The sequence below is a fragment of the Cellulomonas sp. S1-8 genome (assembly GCF_026184235.1).
In the GTDB taxonomy this organism is placed as follows: Bacteria; Actinomycetota; Actinomycetes; order Actinomycetales; family Cellulomonadaceae; genus Cellulomonas.
In genome coordinates this window covers 3,609,166-3,627,052 of the sequence record NZ_CP110806.1, presented here as the reverse complement: position 1 = coordinate 3,627,052, position 17,887 = coordinate 3,609,166, and the positions used below count along the sequence as shown (strand labels likewise).

16 protein-coding genes are annotated in these 17,887 nt (G+C 72.6%); 12 read left to right on the top strand and 4 right to left on the bottom strand.

Annotated features, from left to right (window positions below; all coding sequences use genetic code 11):
* Positions 1–6 precede the first annotated feature (6 nt).
* The 9 genes from OKX07_RS16390 (at position 7) to OKX07_RS16350 (ending at position 9,250) form a co-directional block, all read left to right on the top strand.
* A complete protein-coding gene (locus OKX07_RS16390; RefSeq protein ID WP_265629055.1) occupies positions 7–1,041 on the top strand; it encodes a hypothetical protein in 1,035 nt (344 codons plus the stop codon).
* On the top strand, positions 1,038–1,787 hold the full coding sequence (locus OKX07_RS16385; protein WP_265629054.1) for a thioesterase II family protein: 750 nt from the start codon (positions 1,038–1,040) through the stop codon (positions 1,785–1,787). Before OKX07_RS16390 ends, OKX07_RS16385 begins: the two co-directional genes overlap by 4 nt.
* Positions 1,784–3,157, top strand: coding sequence for an MFS transporter (locus OKX07_RS16380; RefSeq protein ID WP_265629053.1), 1,374 nt, complete (start codon positions 1,784–1,786; stop codon positions 3,155–3,157). The genes OKX07_RS16385 and OKX07_RS16380 overlap by 4 nt, the downstream gene beginning before the upstream one ends.
* Position 3,158: 1 nt before the next feature.
* Complete coding sequence (locus OKX07_RS16375) at positions 3,159–3,647, top strand: DUF6790 family protein (RefSeq protein ID WP_322746796.1); 489 nt, start codon at positions 3,159–3,161, stop codon at positions 3,645–3,647.
* On the top strand, positions 3,644–6,055 hold the full coding sequence (locus OKX07_RS16370; protein ID WP_265629051.1) for an ABC transporter permease: 2,412 nt from the start codon (positions 3,644–3,646) through the stop codon (positions 6,053–6,055). The genes OKX07_RS16375 and OKX07_RS16370 overlap by 4 nt, the downstream gene beginning before the upstream one ends.
* 11 nt (positions 6,056–6,066) lie before the next feature.
* A complete protein-coding gene (locus OKX07_RS16365) occupies positions 6,067–6,834 on the top strand; it encodes an ABC transporter ATP-binding protein (protein ID WP_265629050.1) in 768 nt (255 codons plus the stop codon).
* A gap of 25 nt (positions 6,835–6,859) precedes the next feature.
* Positions 6,860–7,096 (top strand): acyl carrier protein, encoded by a 237-nt coding sequence (locus OKX07_RS16360; protein WP_265629049.1) that lies wholly within the window; start codon positions 6,860–6,862, stop codon positions 7,094–7,096.
* A 139-nt stretch (positions 7,097–7,235) separates the two neighbouring features.
* The gene (locus OKX07_RS16355; protein WP_265629048.1) at positions 7,236–8,456 is read left to right on the top strand and encodes a beta-ketoacyl-ACP synthase II; all 1,221 of its coding nucleotides are present in this window, start codon (positions 7,236–7,238) and stop codon (positions 8,454–8,456) included.
* Positions 8,453–9,250: a 4'-phosphopantetheinyl transferase family protein gene (locus tag OKX07_RS16350; RefSeq protein WP_265629047.1), complete on the top strand. Its 798-nt coding sequence runs from the start codon at positions 8,453–8,455 to the stop codon at positions 9,248–9,250. The genes OKX07_RS16355 and OKX07_RS16350 overlap by 4 nt, the downstream gene beginning before the upstream one ends.
* On the opposite strand, the gene OKX07_RS16345 is transcribed toward OKX07_RS16350, so the two are convergent.
* Genes OKX07_RS16345 through OKX07_RS16335 form a run of 3 tightly spaced genes read right to left on the bottom strand, consistent with a single transcriptional unit; the run spans position 9,146 to position 10,645 of the window.
* Positions 9,146–9,592 carry a pyrimidine dimer DNA glycosylase/endonuclease V gene (locus OKX07_RS16345; protein WP_265629046.1) on the bottom strand — a complete coding sequence of 149 codons (447 nt, stop codon included), beginning with the start codon at positions 9,590–9,592 and terminating at the stop codon, positions 9,146–9,148. The genes OKX07_RS16350 and OKX07_RS16345 overlap by 105 nt on opposite strands.
* On the bottom strand, positions 9,589–10,416 hold the full coding sequence (locus OKX07_RS16340; RefSeq protein ID WP_265629045.1) for an alpha/beta fold hydrolase: 828 nt from the start codon (positions 10,414–10,416) through the stop codon (positions 9,589–9,591). The genes OKX07_RS16345 and OKX07_RS16340 overlap by 4 nt, the downstream gene beginning before the upstream one ends.
* 58 nt (positions 10,417–10,474) lie before the next feature.
* Complete coding sequence (locus tag OKX07_RS16335) at positions 10,475–10,645, bottom strand: heme biosynthesis protein HemY (protein WP_265629044.1); 171 nt, start codon at positions 10,643–10,645, stop codon at positions 10,475–10,477.
* 110 nt (positions 10,646–10,755) lie between these two features.
* Between OKX07_RS16335 and OKX07_RS16330 the strand changes: the two genes are divergently transcribed.
* A complete protein-coding gene (locus tag OKX07_RS16330) occupies positions 10,756–11,565 on the top strand; it encodes a DUF2599 domain-containing protein (RefSeq protein ID WP_265629043.1) in 810 nt (269 codons plus the stop codon).
* A 118-nt stretch (positions 11,566–11,683) separates the two neighbouring features.
* Positions 11,684–14,155: an FtsX-like permease family protein gene (locus tag OKX07_RS16325; RefSeq protein WP_265629042.1), complete on the top strand. Its 2,472-nt coding sequence runs from the start codon at positions 11,684–11,686 to the stop codon at positions 14,153–14,155.
* A 136-nt stretch (positions 14,156–14,291) separates the two neighbouring features.
* Here the strand turns inward: OKX07_RS16325 and OKX07_RS16320 are convergent, their stop codons facing one another.
* On the bottom strand, positions 14,292–15,125 hold the full coding sequence (locus OKX07_RS16320; RefSeq protein ID WP_265629041.1) for a hypothetical protein: 834 nt from the start codon (positions 15,123–15,125) through the stop codon (positions 14,292–14,294).
* 310 nt (positions 15,126–15,435) lie between these two features.
* Here OKX07_RS16320 and purL point away from each other — a divergent pair, with 310 nt between their 5' ends.
* Positions 15,436–17,835 (top strand): phosphoribosylformylglycinamidine synthase subunit PurL, encoded by a 2,400-nt coding sequence (gene purL, locus OKX07_RS16315; RefSeq protein WP_265629040.1) that lies wholly within the window; start codon positions 15,436–15,438, stop codon positions 17,833–17,835.
* Positions 17,836–17,887 lie beyond the last annotated feature (52 nt).

The following is a 17,887-nucleotide window of genomic DNA, read 5'->3' as shown; positions in this document are numbered from 1 at the left end:
AAGACCGTGTCCGAAGCTGCTGTGTCCTCCACCGCGGAGCCCGAGGGCGTCCGGACCGAGACGGCCGAGCCCGCGGCGACGCCGTCGGCGGGCACGAGGGGGAGGCTGGGCCTGAAGGGGTACGGCAAGTACCTCGCCCTCTACGTGACGCTCACCATCGGTGTGCTGTGGGGCGTCGTGGCGCTCTACCTGCCCGACTACGAGTACATGGCGGGGATCCTGGGTGAGCTCGAGACCACGAGCCCCGTCGTGGTCCTCGTGCTGCACAGCCCGGCCATCGCCGCGTTCGTCGTGCTGTTCTGGTACGACGGCTGGCGCGGGGTGGCCAACTACCTCCGCACCTGGGTGCCCCGCAGGAAGGACCTCGTCTGGATCCCGGTCCTCATGGGCCTCATGCTGCTGTACATCTTCGCGGTGCGGTGGGTGTGCCAGCTGTTCGGCATCGAGGTGCCGCCGGAGCCGATGGGCTTCGTGGACGGCCTGGTGCGGTTCCTCGAGCTGTCCTACATGGAAGTCGGCATGATCGCGATCGCGATCGGCTGGTTCGGGTTCTTCCTGCCGCTCATGCACCGCGCCACGGGCAGCCGCGTCCGGGCCGGTGCCCTGACGGGCCTCGGCATCGGCATCTTCGTCGCCCCGGGCAACGTGTTCGCCTCGTTCGAGCTGGCGACCGCGTGGCCCCTGTACACCGCGCAGCTGTGCGTGCTGGGCATCGGGATGTCGCTGCTGATGAGCAGGCTGAAGGGCAACACGCTCTTCTTCCTCCTGCCGTTCTGGGTGTCGGCGTCGGGCAGCCACTTCGGGCTGTACTTCTTCACCAAGGAGACGCAGGTCGTGCAGATCAGCCTCTTCACGGCGCTGGTCTTCGCCCTGTACTTCGTGCTGAAGGCGCAGGGCGGCGGCAGGCTCGAGCCGGTCCACACCTTCCCGGAGTACCTGGAGAACGCGTACACGACGCGCGTGGGCGCGCCGTTCCCGGGCAAGGGCGACCGCAGCAAGGAGCTCGCCGCGCAGCAGCCGACGGCGTCGGAGCCGGCGTGAGCTCCTCGGTGCTGTGGAACCTCCGGCCGTCGGAGGCCGGGCGGCAGATCGTCATGTTCCCGTTCCTGGGAGGGTTCGGTGCGTCGTTCAACCCGCTGATCGCGACCCTCGAGGCGGACTGGGACGTGTGGACCGTGAACCCTCCGGGGCACGGCTCCAGCGCGCTGCCGCCGGTGCACCGGCTCGACGACCTCGTCCACCTGTACCTGGGGAACCTGCGTGACGTCCTGAGGCCGGGGGCGGTGTTCTTCGGGCACAGCATGGGCAGCGTCGTGGCGTACCACGTGCTGCTCGCGATGGCCGCGGACGCCGGCTTCGACGGGCGCCGCCCGAGCGACCTCGTCCTGTCGGCCTCGGCCGCACCCCTGCACCTCCCGGTGCAGGGGCACGCCGAGCTGCCGGAGGCGGACCTGATCCGCCACCTGCAGTCGTTCGGGACGTTCCCCGAGGAGGTGGTGCGGGACGCCGAGCTCATGGCGATGTTCTTCCCCGCCTTCCGCGCGGACTACCACGTCCTCGACGAGGCGCGACGCCGTCCGGTCACGGTGCTCGACATCCCGACGCAGCTGATCCTCGGCGGCCGGGACTCCCAGACGCCGGCGGGCTCCACGGCGGCGTGGCAGGCCTACCTCGCCACGCCGGTCCGGCACCACCTGCTCGCGGAGCAGGGGCACATGTACGTGCTCGACGCTCCGGCGCAGGTGGGCAGGATCCTCGACGAGCTGAACCGCGTCGCGGTCTCGTGAGCACGACCCAGGACACGACGCAGCCGACCCGGTCGCCCGCGGAGATCGAGCGCGGTTTCCGGGCGTTCCTGCTCATCTGGATGGCGCAGATGATCGCGCGGATCGGCAACGGGCTGACCGCGTTCGGGCTCGGCGTGCACGTCTACCAGGAGACGAGGTCGAGCACCGCCGTCGCGGTCGTGACGCTCGCGGCGTTCCTGCCCGGGCTGCTGCTCACGCCGTTCGCGGGCGTGCTCGCCGACCGGTTCGACCGGCGGCTCCTGATGATCCTCGGCGACACGCTGTCGGCGGTCGGGCTGGTGCTGCTGCTGATCGCGATGAGCACCGGGTACGGATCCGTCCCCGTGATCTGCGCGTGCGTCGCGCTGAGCTCGGTGTTCACGTCCGTCATGGATCCCGCGTACCGCGCGACCGTCAGCGACCTGCTGACGCCCGAGCAGTACGCGCGAGCCGGCGGGATGGTCCAGCTCGCCGGGGCGTCGCAGTTCCTGGTCTCGCCCGCGATCGCGGGCGTGATCATGGTGGCGTCGGACATCCAGACCGTCATCGCCATCGACCTGGCGACCATGGTGGTCACGGTCGGCGTGATGCTGCTCGTCTGGCGCACCGTGCCGGGACGCGGGCGGGCGTCGTCCCACGACGACGGGGTGACGACGCCGACGGGGTTCTGGGAGGACTTCCGGTTCGGGGTGGCGTTCCTCGCCCGGCACCGGGCCGTCACCGCGATGATGCTGCTGGTCACGCTCGTGACCTTCTGCATGGGCTTCCTCCAGACCCTGCTCACCCCGATGGTGCTCGACCTCGCGGACGAGGAGGCGCTCGGCGTCGTCCGGTCCGTCGCGGCCGTCGGCATGATCGTCGCGAGCATCGCCATCAGCGTCCTGGGCATGGGGACACGGCACCGCGCCTCCATGGCGTCCGCGCTCGCCGTGGGGGGCGTCGTCGTCGCCGGGATGGGGACCACCCAGAACGTGCTGCTGATCGGCGGGTTCGCCTTCATTTTTTTCATGACCCTGCCGGTGCTGAACACCAGCGTCGAGGTGCTGGTCCGGTCCGCGATCCCGAACGCGACGCAGGGGCGGGTGTGGGGCCTCGTCGGCCTGATCTCGCAGCTGGGGTACATCGCGGCGTACGCGGTCTCGGGGCTCCTGGCCGACTACGTGTTCAACCCCCTGCTCGTCCCCGAGGGGGCGCTCGCGCCGACGCTCGGGCGGGTCGTCGGGGTCGGGGAGTCGCGGGGAATTGGCTTGATGTTCGTGATCGTCGGGCTGCTGCTCGTCGTCATGGCTGTTGTGATCTACCGGGTGAAGAGCATCCGGACGATCGAGAGCGATTTTGCCCGCCTAGCGGCAGTATCAGAGAGGCATTGAGATGTGGATCGTCGCAATCATCGGTGGCGGGGTGGTGACCGCGCTCATCCAGATGGCGATACAAGGATTTCCGTCCGACCAGGTGTATGTGATGAGGACGCTGCTGCTGCACCAGTTCGTGGTGTCGCACGGATTCATCGCCGTGGCCGGCTTCATCATCAACGTCCTGTACCCGGAGCGGACCGCCGCCAAGCTCGACTGGCCCAGCGGACCGTTCCAGATCAAGTACGGGTTCGCCCAGCTGGGGCTCGGCGTGATGGGCGTGATGGCGATCTGGTTCCAGGGGAACTTCTGGGTCGGGGTGCTGGTCACGCTTTATATCTACGGTCTCAGCGGTCTGTGGACGCACACGCAGGAGATCGTGCGGAAGCGTCGTGAGACCGGCCGCATCGAGTGGGTCGAGACCGCTAACATCGTGCTCGACGTGATCTACCACCTCGTCCTCACCTGGATGTCGCTGCAGATCCCAGGAGTTTGGAGCTTTACGTGACGAAACGAGCGAGAAACAGGGAGCACCTGTATCTCCGCTATGCGTACAACGATCTGGTCAGGAACAAGGGCATCAATGCCGCACTGATCGCCATCCTGATCCTGAGCGCCTTCCTCATGGCGACGGGGTCGATGGTGATCGAGCGGCTCGCGGGTTCGGTCGGTGGCCTCTTTGCGCAGGCGCAGCCGCCGCACTTCCTGCAGATGCACAAGGGTGACTACGACCGCTCGGCGCTCGAGGCGTTCGCCGCCGAGCACGACGAGATCGACGCGTGGCTCGTCACCGAGATGGTCGGCTACGAGAGCAACGCCCTGAGCTGGGACCGTCCGGCCACGGGCGAGTCCGGCTCCATGAGCTCGAGCCGGTTCGACAACCTCTTCGTGACGCAGAACGACGAGTTCGACTACCTCGTCGACGAGAACGGCGACGCACCGGAACCGGCGCGCGGCGAGGTGTACGTCCCGGTCAAGTACCAGCAGGCCTTCGGCCTGCAGGCTGGTGACACGCTGACGGTCGTGACCGACGAGGGGCCGTTCGTCCTGGAGGTCCAGGGCGTCGTGAAGGACGCCCAGATGGCGGCGTCGTTGAACAGCGCGACGCGCGTGCTGGTCTCCGACGAGGACTTCGAGCAGCTCCGAGCGGCCGGGGGCCTGCCCGAGATCATCGTCGAGTACCGGCTGACGGACGCCGGCCTGGCGAACGGCCTGCAGGGCGCGTACGAGTCCGACGAGGCGCTGCCGAAGAACGGCCCGGCGATCACGGGTCAGCAGATCCAGATCATCAACACGTTCAGCGACGGCCTGGCGGCCATGGCGCTGATCTTCGTCAGCCTGCTGCTGATCGTGGTCGCGCTGCTCAACCTGCGGTTCGTCATCACGGGGACGCTGGAGGACGAGGTCCAGGAGATCGGCGCCATGAAGGCGATCGGCATCCCGGACCGTGCGATCTCCGGCCTGTACCTGTCCAAGTACGTCGCGATGGCCCTGGTGGCCTGCGTCGTGGGTGGCATCCTCGCGATCTTCGCGACGAGCTACCTGACGCGGAGCCTGCAGGCGAACTACGCCGCGGCGCAGGTGGGGCCGTGGACGTTCCTGGTGCCTCTGATCGCGCTGGCGGTCGTCTTCCTGATCGTGGTCGCGATCTGCCGCAGGGTGCTGCGCAAGGTGAGGAAGATCGAGGTCGTCAACGCCCTCGTGCACGGCAGCACGCTGAACGAGAAGCAGACCGCCCGGCGCGCCCGGCGCCAGGCGCGCTGGGTGCGGCGCACCGGCCTGGCGTCGTCGTGGGGTACGGCCCTCAACAGGCGTCTCGCCCTCCTCGACCTGCGGGCCGAGGGCCGGCAGTGGATCCTCGTGCCCGTCGTGTTCTTCCTGACGGCGGTGCTGATCACGGTGCCGGCCAACCTGCTCAGCACGTTCGAGAGCCCGCAGTTCGTCACCTACATGGGTGCGCCCGAGCGCGACCTGCGTGTCGACCTGCAGTTCCAGGACGAGGTCGACGGCCTGCGCGAGGAGGTGGCCGCCGCCCTGGAGAGCGACGAGCGGCTCACCGACCTGCGGGCGTACGCGAGCGTGCAGTACCGGACCGAGGGCGCCGAGGGCACGGTGAGCCTGCCCGTCGAGGTCGGTGACTACTCCGGCGAGACGATCCGGTTCACGGAGGGCGGCGCACCGGAAGCCGGGCAGATCGCGCTGTCGGCGCTGAACGCCTCCGAGTTCGGGGTGGGCGTCGGCGACACCATGACCGTCGAGCGCGACGGCACCTCGACCGAGGTCGAGGTCAGCGGCCTCTACCAGGACCTCACGGCCGGTGGGAAGACCGCCAAGATGCGGGGCGAGATCACGCAGGGCGCGTCCGCGTACATCTTCTACGCGAACGTGGTCGACGGTGAGGACCCGGTGACCATCGCGAGCGCGCTGGAGGAGCAGTTCCCCACCGCCGTCGTCTTCCCGATGGCGGAGTACCTGGAGCAGACCTTCGCCGGGACCACCGACGCGTTCCGCAGCGCGGCCTGGCTGGCGCTGATCTTCGGGATCGGGGTGGCGATCCTCGTCACGAGCCTGTTCCTCAACCTCCGGCTCACCCGGGACCGGTCGAAGATGGGCGTGCTCACCGCGATCGGGTTCTCGGCGAGCGAGATCATCGGGCAGATCCGGACCAAGACGCTGGTGACGGTGATCGCCGGCACGGTGCTCGGGCTCGTGTTCGCCGCGACGGGCGGCGAGTCCCTGGCGACCGGGTTGCTCGCCGCGCTCCAGATGAACATCTCGGACCTGACGTTCATCCCTGACCCGTGGCTCGTGTACGCGCTGTACCCGCTGCTCCTCGTGGGGGCGGGCTATCTCGGCGTCGTCCTGCTCACCGCCGGTATCCGGGGCGCCGACAAGAGCCAGTGGCTCCGAGAATGATGGGACAACTCATGAACCAGAACGTGACGCTCGAGTCGAAGGCACTCACCAAGACGTACTTCTCGACCGAGCCGCCGACCGAGGTGCTCCGCGGGATCGACCTGTCCGTGAGGGCGGGGGAGTTCCTCGTCATCATGGGCGCCTCGGGCTCGGGCAAGTCGACGCTGCTGTACAGCATCAGCGGGATGGACCGGCCCACGGGCGGCACGGTGCTGCTGGAAGGGCGCGAGCTGACGTCCCTGCGCGACTCCGAGATGGCGAACGTCCGCCTCACGCAGATGGGCTTCGTCTTCCAGCAGGCGCACTTCCTGGGCAACCTCGACGTGCGGGACAACATCCTGCTGCCCGCGCTCAAGGCCGCGTCCAAGGAGAACAAGGACGCCGCGATCGCCCGCGCGGACGCGCTCATGGAGCGGTTCGGCATCGCGCACATCAAGGACCACGGCGTCACCCAGGTCTCCGGCGGCCAGCTGCAGCGGGCCTCCATCTGCCGGGCGCTGGCGGGCGAGCCGTCCGTCCTGTTCGCGGACGAGCCGACGGGCGCGCTGAACAGCAGCATGTCGGCCGAGGTCATGGACGCGCTCACGGACGTGCACCGCAGCGGGACCACGATCGTGATGGTCACGCACGACCCGGCCGTCGCCGCCCGCGGCGAGCGCGTCATCTACCTGCGCGACGGCGTGCTCGTGGACTCCCGCGAGGCGGGGCCGTGGCAGGCGGAGCAGGCACAGCAGCGTGAGGACGACCTCCAGGACTGGCTCAGGAAGCTGGGCTTCTGACATCCCGACGACCAAGGAGAGACCGATGAACGAGACCGAGTTCAAGGAAGCGCTCGCCCCCTTCGCCACCACGCCCGCCGAGGACCTGGCGATGACGGACGAGCTGGACGAGATCGGCGTCGACTCGATCAGCGTCTTCGAGCTGATGATCAAGCTCGAGGACCGCGTGGGCGAGAACGCGACGAAGATCGACGACAACCTGTCGACCGTGCAGGACCTCTACGACCACGTCCAGAGGGTCGCTGCGCTCCACAACGCCTGACCTTCGAGCAGGGCCGACCCGCATCCCGCGGGAAGCGTGACGATCGCCGTCAGCAGTCGCCGGTGCACGGTGGCTGCTGACGGCGTGGTGCTGCTCGCGGCCACGACACCGACCGGAAAGAAACGAGCCCGGGAGCATCATGGAAAAGGTCGTCATCACAGGGCTGGGCGTGATCAGCCCGATCGGGAAGAACGTCGCGGAGTTCGAGGACAACCTCTTCGCCGGACGGCACGGCATCGTCACCATCGACCACTTCGACACCACGGACATGGCCGTGCGGGTGAACGCCCCGGTCAAGGACTACGACGCCGGCGAGTTCTTCTCCGAGCGTGACGCGCACCGCATGGACACCTACAGCCAGTACGGGATGATCGCCGCGCGCCAGGCCGTCCAGCAGTCGGGGATCCTCGACGACGTCGACCCGTACCGGCTCGGCGTCTTCATGACGACCGGGTTCGGCGGGACCGGCACCCTCCTGCAGGAGAACGCGGTCATGCAGGAGCGGGGCGCGGGGAAGGTCTCGCCCCTGACGGTCCCCAAGTTCCTCGGCAACCTCCTGTCGGGCCTGGTCGCGATCGACACCGGCGCGCGGGGCCCGGCGGCCGCGCACGGCGCCGCCTGCGCAGCGAGCGCGGTGAGCATCGGTGAGGCGATGCGCGCCATCCGGCACGGGTACGCCGACGCGATGGTCTGCGGCGGCGGGGAGGCGGCCACCCAGAAGCTGATCGTGGCCGGCTTCCAGAACCTGCGCGCGCTCACCACCGAGGCCGACCCGGACCGGGCGTGCCTGCCGTTCGACAGGCACCGCTCGGGCTTCGTGATGGGGGAGGGCGCCGGCGCGCTCGTGCTCGAGAGCGAGTCCCACGCGAGGGCCCGCGGCGCCACGATCCTCGCCGAGGTCTCGGGCTACGGGCTGACCAACGACGCCGCGCACATGACCGCCCCGGCCCTGCACGGCGAGTCGGTCGACCGCGCGATCGCCGACGCGCTCGCCGACGCCGGCAACCAGGACGAGACGCTCTACGTGAACGCGCACGGCACCAGCACGGTGAAGAACGACCGGCTCGAGTCCGCGGCGATCACCCGCATGCTCGGGGGCAAGGCCGTCGTGTCGTCGACGAAGTCCATGACCGGGCACCTCCTGGCTGCCGCCGGCGCAGTCGAGGCGGTCGCGTCGGTGCTGGCGCTGCGCCGGCAGGTGGTCCCACCGACAGTGGGCACCACCGAGCTCGACGAGGACATCCAGGTCGACGTCGTGCACGGTGCCGCCCGGAGCATGGAGTTCTCCCGTGCCGTCTCGCTGTCCCTCGGGTTCGGTGGGCACAACGCGTGCCTCGTCCTCGATCGCCCCGAGGGGTGATCGATCTCGCGATCGCGCGCTCGGACGACCTGGACGAGCCGGAGCTCCGGCGGCTGCGTGCCGGCCTGCCGGTCGAGCGGCAGGAGCGGGTGGGCCGCTACCGCCGCAAGGCGGACCGCGACGCGAGCGTCGTCGCGTTCGCGCTGCTCCAGTACCTGTGGTGGCGGCGGATCGGGGGTCCGCTGCCCGACGTCGTCCGCGGGGAACGCGGCAAACCCGCCTTCCGCGGCGTCGACGGGTGGCACTTCAACCTGTCCCACGACGCGTCCGTCTGCGCGTGCGTGCTGTCCCCGGTGCCCGTGGGCGTCGACGTGCAGTCGCGCGTCCCGTTCGAGGACCGGCTGTTCGAGAGCATCGCCGCGCCGGGTGAGCGTCATCTGCGGGACGAGCTCCTGCGGGCCGACGACCTGAGCCCGCTGTGGACGCGGAAGGAAGCGGTCGTGAAACGCACGGGCCGCGGCCTGTCCACACCCCTGCGGGAGGTGGACACGGCCGCGGCACGCGACGTCCTCACGACCTCCGGCGGGTCGGGGTTCCGGCTGAGCATCAGCGCGCAGGGCCTGCGCGAGGAGGAGCTGCGGTCCGTGCTCCGGGTCCGCTTCCTGCGGCGGGGCCGGGGGCGTGGCGGTTGGTCGCAGGACAGGGACCACCCGCCGCTGTTCGGCGAGCAGCGCGACGGTCCGACGACGTCAGCTCTCCCGCTCCCACGACTCCACGTCCCCCGGCACGACGACGAACAGCGGGTGCGGCGACGGGCCCCCCACCTGCACCGCGGCGGTGTACCGGTCCGGTGAGCGGACGGCGAGCTTGCGCAGCAGGTGCCGCCACTCGAGCGCGAGCTGTCCGTCGGTCACGGCGATCCGCGGGGTGGCGCGCGTCCGCTCCGACTCCGGGATGCCGACGCGCGTGGCGTCGAAGCGGTAGCCCCGCGCGCGCGCCTCGTCGGCGACGGCGTGCAGGTACGCCGCGACCGCGACCAGGGGCTCCGGCTGCCGGCGGAACCGCACGAGCTGCGGGTGCTGCGTGTAGCCGCGAGTGCCGCCCGCCAGCACGGCCTGGGCGAGCAGCCCTTCGCGCCAGCACGCCGTGAGGCCCTGCCGGTCCAGCAGCGACGCGTGCAGGGACCACAGCCTCACGCGCGCACCTGACCGAGGACTGCCGCCGCCACGTCAGCGGGCCGGTGCTCGGGCAGCCAGTGGTCGGCGTCGAGGTCGACGCGCGTGAACGGCGCGTCGACGTGCCGGGCCGTCGCCTCGACCGACGCGGGTGCGAAGAACGGGTCGCGGCGGGCGGAGACGTACGTCGTGGGGACGCGCACCGTGCGGTCCCCGCTGCGCGCGCGGGGCACGCCGAGCGCGCGGTACCAGGCCAGGGCTGCGGTCAGCGCGCCGGGCTCGCACATGCGGGCGACGTACCGGTCCGCGAGGTCCGGCTCCAGCCCGGTGCGCCGCAGGGCGCCCCGCAGCCGGGCGCCGTCGTCCGCGAGGAGCGAGCGCTCCGGCAGCCCCGGCAGCTGGAACGTCCCGACGTACCGGGACCGGCGCAGCTGGCCGCGCGGCAGGCCTGCGCGCAGCGCCGTGGGGTGCGGCGTGCCCAGCGCGGTCAGCGACGCGACGCGGTCGGGCCGACGTGCGGCCACCGCCCACGCGACCGCGCCGCCCCAGTCGTGACCGACGAGGTGCGCGGACCCCACCCCGGCGGCGTCGAGCAGCGTGACGACGTCGGCGACGAGCTCGCCCACCACGTACGCGCGTCGGCCTCGCGGGCGTGCACCGGGGCTGTACCCGCGCTGGTCCGGGACCAGCGTCCGCACGCCGGCGTCGTGGAGCAGCGGCACCACCGCGTCGTACGCGGACCCGTCCTGCGGGAACCCGTGCAGCAGCACAGCGACGGGTGCGCCGTCGGCAGTGCCGACGTCCCGCACGTCGAACCGCAGACCTCCGCGCGTGAACCCGTCCACCCCCGCAGCACAGCACGCGGCCGTCGCCGTCGCGAGCGGGGGCGACGTCCCGGCGAGGTCAGCCGTGCCGGAGCATCCACTCGTGGTTCGGGTCGCGCCCACCGTCGGGGTCCGGGACGTGCCCGACGTCCTGGCTGGTCACGGTGTCCTCGAGCGCGATCGGCTCGGGGAGCCGACGGAAGTCCGCGGCGGGGGCCTCGGCCTCGGCGCGGGGCTCGGTGTCGGGCATGGCGCATCCCTTCGTCGGGTGCAGGCAATGTCCCACTTGGCACGGGTGATGTCCATGGACGTCCTCCCCAGCGGGTCGTCCCGGGGGTGTCCGGCGGCTACCGTCGCGGCGTGGCTGTGCGGGGAGCGGTGCGCGTCGTCGTGGCGACGGGCGTCGTCCTGCTCGTCGCCGGCTGCGGGCCGGGGGACGAGGGACCCGGTCCGGCCATGACGTCGGCGCGGCCGCTCGTGACCCCGGCCCCCGGCGCTCCGCAGCTCGTCGCACCCCCGGGCGCCGGCATCGTCCGGGACACGGGTGCGCCCCTCGCCGACCAGGCGTCGCTCGGGCACGACGCGGGCGCGCTGCTCCCCGTCGACGGTGCCGGCCTGCAGCTCGAGGACGGGGCCGACGGCGCGACCCGCACGACCGTCGTCGGTCCCGCCGGCACCCTGGCGTGGGTCGCGCCGCCGCGGGGCGGGCACGTCGAGGTGCAGACCGACGGGTCGGCCACACTGCACGACGAGGCCGGGACGGTCGTCACCGCGCTCGGGCCCGCGACCGGTGCCGACGACACCCGGGGTTCCTGGCGACCCGTCGGTGGCGTGCTCGCGCTCGACGCGCCGACGGGGTCGGCGACGTTCGTCGTCGGGGTGGCCGCAGTGGCGTCGGCCACGTGGGGCGAGGCCGACGGCGGACCCTCGCTCCTCGTGGTCCCGGCCGGCTGGGTGCGGCGCGGCAGCCTCGCCGCGCAGCAGGCGCTGGTGTCCCAGGTCGCGCAGACGGTGCCGGAGGCCGCGTCCGCGTCCATGCAGGCGCAGCTGTGGTGCCACGTGCTCGGCGCACCGGACAAGGCGTCGTGGGACGTCGAGCCGTGGCGCCCGGAGGTGTCCACGGCGACGATGCTCCTGACCCGCTGCAACCCCACCGACGTGGACGTATGACCAGGTCACAGCCGCGACGCGCCTGCGCAGAGGCACCATAGAGTGACGGCGTGGCAGCGCTGCGGGGGGCGGCGGTGGGGCGCCTTGCGCGCTCTGCCGTGCGAGAGGTGTGCGGGCGGTGAGGACCGTCCTGCTCGCCGGCCTGCGCGCGCACGCCTCCCGTCTGGTCGCCACGGCGTGCGCCGTCGTCCTCTCGGTCGCCTTCCTGGTGGGGACGCTGGCGCTGTCGGCGACGTTCGTACGGACGACGGAGCAGTCGCTGACCGCGAACATGACCCGCGCCGACGTCTGGGTCGGCGCCGCCGACGAGGCCGCGCCGGTCGACGGTGACGTGCTCGAGGCGGTGCTGCCGAGCGTGCGCGCGGCCGCGCACGTCGCCGCCGCCGACGCCGAGCGGACCGCCTTCGGCGCGGTCCTCGTGGGCGACACGCGCACGACGGTGCAGGTCAGCACCCTCCTCGACGCATCGGTGCGGTGGCAGGAGCTCGCGGGCGGGACCTGGCCCGCGGGGCCCACGGAGACGACGATCGATGCCTGGGCGGCGGGCTCCCTCGGTCTGGAGGTCGGCGACCTCGTGACGTTCCGGCTCTACCGCTCCGCACCCGTGGTGCTCACCGTCGTGGGGATCACGACCACCACGGGTCCCGGGGTCGTGGTCGACATGCCGCGTCTCGTCGTGACCGGTGACGGGCTGGCCGCGGCCGGCGCCCGCCCGCCCGCCTCCGAGATCCTCGTGCGGGGGGACGGGGAGCCGCCCGCCGTGGTCGCCGCGGGCGTCGCGGCATCGCTCGACGGCGTACCCGGCATCGTCGTGCTCACGCGGGAGCAGGCGACCGAGCGCCGCGTCGCGCAGCTGTCCGGCAGCGCGACCGTCCTCACCGGCAGCCTGCTCGGCTTCTGCGTGGTGGCGCTCGTCGTCGCCGCGATCGTGATCGCCAACACCTTCCACGTCCTCGTCGCGCAGCGCACCCACGAGCTCGCCCTGCTGCGGTGCATCGGTGCGGGGAAGCGGCAGGTGCACCGGCTCGTCCTGGGCGAGGCCGTCGCGCTCGGCACGGTCGCGTCCGGCGTGGGTGTGGGGCTGGGACTCCTCGGGGCGGAGGTGCTCGCGAGGTGGAGGATGACGGCCGACGGGATCGTCGCCACCCCCGCCGCGCCGGCCGTCGGCTTCGTCGTCGGCGTCGCGCTGACCGTCGTCGCGGCGTCGCCTGCCGCGCGGCAGGCGACCCGGGCGCTCCCCGTCGAGGCGCTGCGCCCCATCGAGGCCGTCGCGGAGGGGACCCCCCGGCGGTGGCTCAGGACGGCTGTTGCGCTCCTGCTGCTCGCCGCCGGGGTCGCCGGTGCCACGGTGGCGGCCGAGGACGGCGGCATCGTGGTCGCGATCCCCGCCGTGGTCGTCTCGTTCCTGGGCGTGCTGGTCGTCGCCCCGCTCGTGGTGCCGGGGTGCGTGCGCGGCCTCGGGGCCGTCGTGTCGGGCACGTCGGTCGCAGCACGTCTCGCGGCCCGGAACGCGGCGCGCAACCGGCGCCGCACGACCGCCACCGCGACGGCCCTGCTCGTCGGCGTGACCCTCGTGACGACGATGGTCGTCGCGACGGCCTCCGTACGCAGCTCGGTCGATGCCGAGATCGACGCGAGCCGCCCGATCGACCTCGTCGTCACCACGTCGGACCCCGCCGGCCTGGCCGTCGCCACCCGCCGGGCGGTCGACGCCCTGCCGGAGGTCGTCGGCACCACCGAGGTCACCGGCGGGGTCCGGGTGAAGGTGACGCTCGCGGACGGCGGGACGCGGAGCCTCCTCGCCCGCGGCGTGGATCCCGCGGCCGCGCAGCGCCTGGCGCGCGCCCCCGTCGCGCAGCCGGGGGAGGGCACCGTCCTCGTCCACCGCGACGCGGCGGGCCTGGCTGCGGGCGACACGGTCCAGGTGGTCGGGGCCGACGGCAGCGCCGCCGTGGTCGTCGACGTCACGCCGGACACCGTCCCGGGCACGGTGACGATGCGTGCGGACGAGCTCGCCGTGCTCGTCGCGGCGGCCCCCGTCGTGGAGCTCCAGGTGCGGCTGGCGTCGGACCTGACGGGTGCGCAGGTGCAGCAGGCGATCTCCTCCGTCCTGTCGATCGACGACCGGGTCGCCGTGAGCGGCGGTGCGCCGGAGCGCGCGATGTACACGCAGCTCTTCGACCTGATGCTCCTCGGGGTCCTCGCGCTGCTCACCCTGTCCCTCGTGATCGCCGTGGTCGGCGTCGCCAACACGATGGCGCTGTCGGTGGTCGAGCGGCGTCGGGAGTCGGCCGTGCTGCGTGCGCTCGGCCTGACGGTCCGGCAGCTGCGCGGGATGCTCGCCGTCGAGGCCGGTCTCGTCGCGGCCGTCGCGGCCGTGCTGGGCGTCGGGCTGGGGACCGCGTACGCGTGGGTCGGCGTCATGGCGCTGGGGGTGGAGGCGACGCGGGTGCCGATGCACATGGTCGTCCCCGTCGGGTCCCTCGGCCAGATCCTCGGTGCCGCCGTGCTGGCCGGCGTGCTCGCGTCGCTCATGCCCGGACGACGCGCCGCACGGGTCTCACCGGCCGAGGCCCTCACGATCGACTGAGCCTGCTCCGCGCCGCGCGCCGCCGCTGCCGCCGCCGCTGCCGCTGCCGCTGCCCGAAAGTGTGAAGCGTTGCTGCCGGGATGCGGCAACAACGCTTCACACTCCGTGCGCCCGGCCGTCCACCGGGCGCGGGTGGTCAGGGGCGGGCGGTGCGGCGGCGCCAGACGACGAGCGTCGTGCCGAGGGCCAGCGCAAGGGCCGCGCCGCCCAGCAGCGCACCCGTGCGGGCGCCCGTCGCCGCGAGGACGTCGGAACGCTCCGCGGTGGCGGCCGGCACCTGCGTGGCCGGTGACGGCGTCGGGGTCGCGTCGCCCGCGGCGAGCACCTCGGACCGCTCGGTCGGGGTGGGCGCGGGCGCAGCGACCGCGGTCGCGGTGGGCGCGGCGCCGACCGTGGCCGTCGGCGCGGGCGTCGGCGCGGCGGCGACGTCCGCGGACGGCGTCGGTGCCGGCACGACCGGCGGGGCGGCCGACGGGGTGGCGCTCGCGGGCGGGACGACGCTCGCGGACGGGACGGCGGACGGCGTCACGCCCGCCGACGGCGCGGCCGACGGTTCCGGTGCCGCGGCGGGCGGTGTCGTACCCGTGCGGCACACCGGCTCCTGGCCGCCCTCGCCGAAGTGCTCGTCGTACCCGGCGACCTGCACCCACGTGATGCACGCGTCCGGGGGCAGGTCGATGCGGTCCCAGGTGAGCGTCGACGCGCCCGCCAGGTCCCCGAAGCGGGAGCCCGGGCCCTCGATGTGGACGTTGCGCGACATCGTGCCGAGCGCCGAGGTGGCGACGACGTTGACGTGCCCGTGCACCTCGAACGTCGCACCCGCCGGCAGCTCGATCCCGGTGCCGGTCACCCGGTAGGGCGTCGGCGCGTCGGAGCCTGCACTCGCTCCCGTCGCCGCGCCGACGAGCGCCAGCGTGGTCAGGACCGTGGCGGTGGTGGCGGAGAGCACGGCGGTACGGCGCGCGGACATCGGACCTCGTTCGTCGGCAGGGGAAGAGTGCGCGGCGCGGCCCGGTGCGGCGACATCGCGGCACCGGGCTGACCTGCGCAGACGCAGGTTATCGAGCGGAGATCGTGCAGAACGGGCAAAGCGGATGAGAAGGGTGTGAGAGTCACGACGTCCGCGGGCGGAGGTGCGTCGTCCCCCCGTCCGACGTCCGCGCGGACGGCCGCACGGACAGCCCACGCTCGCCGGTACGCTGGGGCCGTCTGCCGACCTTGCGGCGCGGGACCGCGCGGGCGAGCCGCCCCCGGGGACCCGGCCCCCACCGAGGGAACCGATGACCACCGCACCTGCGCGTCCCGACGCCCCGCACGCCCAGCACACGTCCGACACGGTCGAGAACGCCGCCGCCACGCCGGACCTCGCGCAGCCGTTCGCGGAGCTCGGCCTCAAGCCGGACGAGTACCAGCGCATCCGCGACATCCTCGGCCGCCGCCCCACCGCGGCCGAGCTCGCCATGTACTCGGTGATGTGGTCGGAGCACTGCTCGTACAAGTCGTCGAAGACGCACCTGCGGCAGTTCGGCGAGAAGACCACGCCGGCCATGCGCGAGCACCTGCTCGTCGGCATCGGGGAGAACGCGGGCGTCGTCGACATCGGTGACGGCTGGGCCGTGACGTTCAAGGTCGAGTCGCACAACCACCCGTCCTACGTCGAGCCGTACCAGGGCGCCGCGACGGGCGTCGGCGGCATCGTGCGCGACATCATCTCGATGGGCGCGCGCCCCGTGGCCGTCATGGACCAGCTGCGGTTCGGTGACCCCGCGCACCCCGACACCGCGCGCGTCGTGCACGGCGTCGTCGCGGGCGTCGGCGGCTACGGCAACAGCCTGGGCCTGCCCAACATCGGCGGCGAGCTCGTCTTCGACTCCTGCTACCAGGGCAACCCGCTGGTCAACGCGCTGTGCCTGGGCGTCCTGCGGCACGAGGACATCCACCTGGCCAACGCGTCGGGCGTCGGCAACAAGGTCGTGCTGTTCGGTGCGCGCACGGGCGGCGACGGCATCGGCGGGGCGTCGATCCTGGCGTCGGAGACGTTCGACGACACCAAGCCGTCCAAGCGCCCGAGCGTGCAGGTCGGCGACCCGTTCATGGAGAAGGTGCTCATCGAGTGCTGCCTCGAGCTGTACGCGGCGCGGGTCGTCGAGGGCATCCAGGACCTGGGCGCTGCAGGCATCTCGTGCGCGACGAGCGAGCTGGCGTCCAACGGTGACGGTGGCATGCACGTCGACCTCGAGGACGTGCTGCTGCGCGACCCCACGCTCACGGCCGGCGAGATCCTCATGTCGGAGTCGCAGGAGCGCATGATGGCCGTGGTCCGGCCGGAGAAGCTCGACGAGTTCCTGGCGATCACCGGCAAGTGGGACGTCGAGACGGCCGTGATCGGTGAGGTCACGGGCACCGGTCGCCTGACCATCGACCACTTCGGCCACCGGATCGTCGACGTCGACCCCAGGACGGTCGCGCACGAGGGCCCCGTGTACGACCGCCCCTACGCGCGTCCCGCGTGGCAGGACGCGCTCGTCGCGGACTCGATCAGCACCCCCGAGGGCGTGGCCCGCTACGCCCGCCCGACGAGCGCCGACGACCTGCGCGCGACGCTCCTGCAGCTGCTCGCGTCGCCGAACCTCGCGTCCCCCGCGTGGGTGACCGACCAGTACGACCGCTTCGTGCAGGGCAACACCGCGCTCGCGCAGCCCGACGACTCGGGCGTCGTGCGCGTCGACGAGACGACGGGCCTGGGTGTCGCCCTCGCGACCGACGCCAACGGCCGCTACGCCAAGCTCGACCCGTACACCGGTGCGCAGCTCGCGCTCGCGGAGGCGTACCGCAACGTCGCCACCGTCGGCGCCCGGCCCCTGGCCGTGACGGACTGCCTCAACTTCGGCAGCCCCGAGCACCCCGACACCATGTGGCAGCTCGTCGAGGCGATCCGCGGCCTGGCGGACGCCTGCCAGACGCTCGAGGTGCCCGTGACCGGCGGCAACGTGTCGCTGTACAACGGCACGGGCGAGCCCGGCCAGATCGACTCGGCGATCCACCCCACCCCCGTCGTGGGCGTGCTGGGCGTGCTCGACGACGTCGCCGACGCGGTGCCGTCCGGCTGGACCGCGCCCGGCCAGGCCGTCTACCTGCTGGGGACGACGCGCGCCGAGCTCGACGGGTCCGCGTGGGCCGAGGTCGCGCACCGCCACCTCGGCGGCGTGCCGCCCCGCGTCGACCTCGATGCCGAGCGCCGGCTCGCGCAGGTGCTGGTGTCCGCGGCCCGTGACGACCTCGTCGACGCCGCGCACGACCTGTCCGAGGGTGGGCTCGCGCTCGCGCTCGTCGAGTCGTGCCTGCGCTTCGGCGTCGGGGTGCAGGTCTCGCTCGACGCGCTGTGCGAGCGCGACGGACTGACCCCGTTCGAGGCGATGTTCTCCGAGTCGCAGGCCCGTGCGATCGTCGCGGTGCCGCGCTCGGAGGAGGTCCGGCTGCACGACCTGTGCACCGCGCGCGGCGTCCCGGCGCTGCGGCTGGGCGAGACGGCGGAGACGTGCACGCCGGGTGCGGGCACGCCCGACGACGACCAGGACCACGTGCACGCAGCCGCCGTCGAGGTGCGCGGGCTGTTCACGCTGCCGCTGACCGAGGCGCGCGAGGTGTGGGAGGCGACGCTGCCGCGCCTCTTCGGCTGACAGGCACCCGCCCGACGAGGGCGATCCGCCGCCCCGTGCAGGGCCTGGATTG

Coding starts and splice junctions, on each gene's coding strand:
- OKX07_RS16375 (WP_322746796.1), top strand. CDS start 3,159: ATGTGGATCGTCGCAATCATCGGTGGCGGGGTGGTGACCGCGCTCATC.
- OKX07_RS16365 (WP_265629050.1), top strand. CDS start 6,067: ATGAACCAGAACGTGACGCTCGAGTCGAAGGCACTCACCAAGACGTAC.
- OKX07_RS16360 (WP_265629049.1), top strand. CDS start 6,860: ATGAACGAGACCGAGTTCAAGGAAGCGCTCGCCCCCTTCGCCACCACG.
- OKX07_RS16355 (WP_265629048.1), top strand. CDS start 7,236: ATGGAAAAGGTCGTCATCACAGGGCTGGGCGTGATCAGCCCGATCGGG.
- OKX07_RS16335 (WP_265629044.1), bottom strand. CDS start 10,645: ATGCCCGACACCGAGCCCCGCGCCGAGGCCGAGGCCCCCGCCGCGGAC.
- OKX07_RS16320 (WP_265629041.1), bottom strand. CDS start 15,125: ATGTCCGCGCGCCGTACCGCCGTGCTCTCCGCCACCACCGCCACGGTC.
- purL (WP_265629040.1), top strand. CDS start 15,436: ATGACCACCGCACCTGCGCGTCCCGACGCCCCGCACGCCCAGCACACG.